The sequence below is a fragment of the Romboutsia sp. genome (assembly GCF_035470145.1).
Lineage (GTDB): Bacteria > Bacillota > Clostridia > Peptostreptococcales > Peptostreptococcaceae > Romboutsia_D.
This window is the reverse complement of sequence record NZ_DATIRC010000131.1, coordinates 1-1590: the sequence shown is the minus strand read 5'-3', so window position 1 is coordinate 1590 and position 1590 is coordinate 1. Positions and strand designations below refer to the sequence as shown.

The window sequence follows — 1590 nt, the reverse complement described above, 5'->3', positions numbered from 1 at the left end:
TTTTATCTGGTTCAATTAAGAAATACGATATAATCCCAAGTATAAGCGGCACAGCTGCAAAGAAAAGAATAGCTGCTTTAAGACCTTCTAAGCCACTACCTAAACCTGAAAATATACCTAGTGCAGCGAATGATACAATTGTGTCAATTAAACCACGACCTGCTTCTAACATTCCGAACATTCTACCCTGTTCTTCTTCTGTACCAAGCAGACGAACTGTTTTGAGCATAGTTGGCCAAAACATCATATCGGCACAAATAGCCAATAAACAGTAAATTAATAAAAACATATTGTAAGATGGAAATGTAGATAATCCCAAACCAAGTAATCCTACCCCTATTAATGATATTGGAATCATGATTTTTTTTGAAATACGGTCAGTTAAATAGATTGCAGCAAGAAATCCAAAAGTTGAAACTATACCAGAAACACTCATAGCTGTACCAATTTGTGTGTGTGAAAGACCCATTAGTTCTTGCATCGGAACATAAAAGGCGTTTTTCAAAGCTCCTAGTTTATAAATAGTACCAGCTCCAAGTATTAGCGTTCCAAATGAAAGCCATTTTCTTGAATTTTGTTTTGATTGTTTCATATTCTCCCTCCTAATTTAATTGAATTTTCAGATAAAATATTTTTGTTATACCTTAACTGTATATGCATTCCTGTGCAATGTAAAGTTTTTTGTGTGTATTTTTGTGTATTTTTGTGTTCCTTTATTTTTTGTAATAATTTTATATATGTAAACATATATATGTTCTGAAATCAAGTTGAAAATAAGGCAACTTGTAACAAAAAAATTATATCTGTGGTTGGATCCATTCTTAAGTTTCTTTCAGTTGAATTATTTAAAAATAAAAGCCGTTGCATTCACAACGGCTTTACACACTTATCTTATTAATTTTTTATATTTTATATTATTGCCATGCATGTTTTCCATTTTTCTTCTATAGTAACAATAAGAAAATTAAATATAAGATATATTATCTAATTTAAACCTAATATTATCTTTGTGTATTTTCTCAAAACTTGCTTTTTCAGCTTCTTTTCTTAAATTTTCATCTATACCCCATTCTTCATTGTTAGGTTTTATATGAAAAACTTTACCTGATAATCCTTTTGCCCTATATTTGCTTCGAAGCTCAATGGTAGATTAATAAATAGTGGTTTTGTTACAGCCTTTAACCCAAAATGTACTTTTCATAAATTTTAATAGTAGAGACAAACTTATTATTGTCCCCACCCAAATGGAGAGATTGTATTATATCCTTTAATCATTGTACGTTCTCCCTTTAATTGATAGTAGTCTTCTTTATATATATTAAACATACACAAATCAATTGGAGTAACTTCTGAAGCATTTATATTTGCAATAGCTCCACTTTCTTCAAGAGCTGCAGTAGCTAATTCTGAGCAAAATACTTTTGAAATATCTTCTATATTATACGTAAATTTTTTTAATAAGCAAAATGGGAATTTATCAAAAATATCAATGGCTGATTTAATTGCTTCGGGTATATCATATTTTTTACTTTGTTGTTGTAATATAAAATCATAATATTTTTTAATATTCATTTTTGTTCTTATACTTTC

2 protein-coding genes are annotated in these 1590 nt (G+C 28.9%); both read right to left on the bottom strand.

Going from position 1 to position 1590, the window contains the following annotated elements; translation table 11 throughout:
- Window positions 1-592 (bottom strand): MFS transporter (locus tag VLM92_RS05290; protein ID WP_325275311.1); only part of this gene is annotated, 592 nt, incomplete at its 3' end.
- Between the two features lie 635 nt (window positions 593-1227).
- The coding region (locus VLM92_RS05285; RefSeq protein ID WP_325275310.1) for a hypothetical protein at window positions 1228-1590 on the bottom strand (363 nt) is incomplete at its 5' end.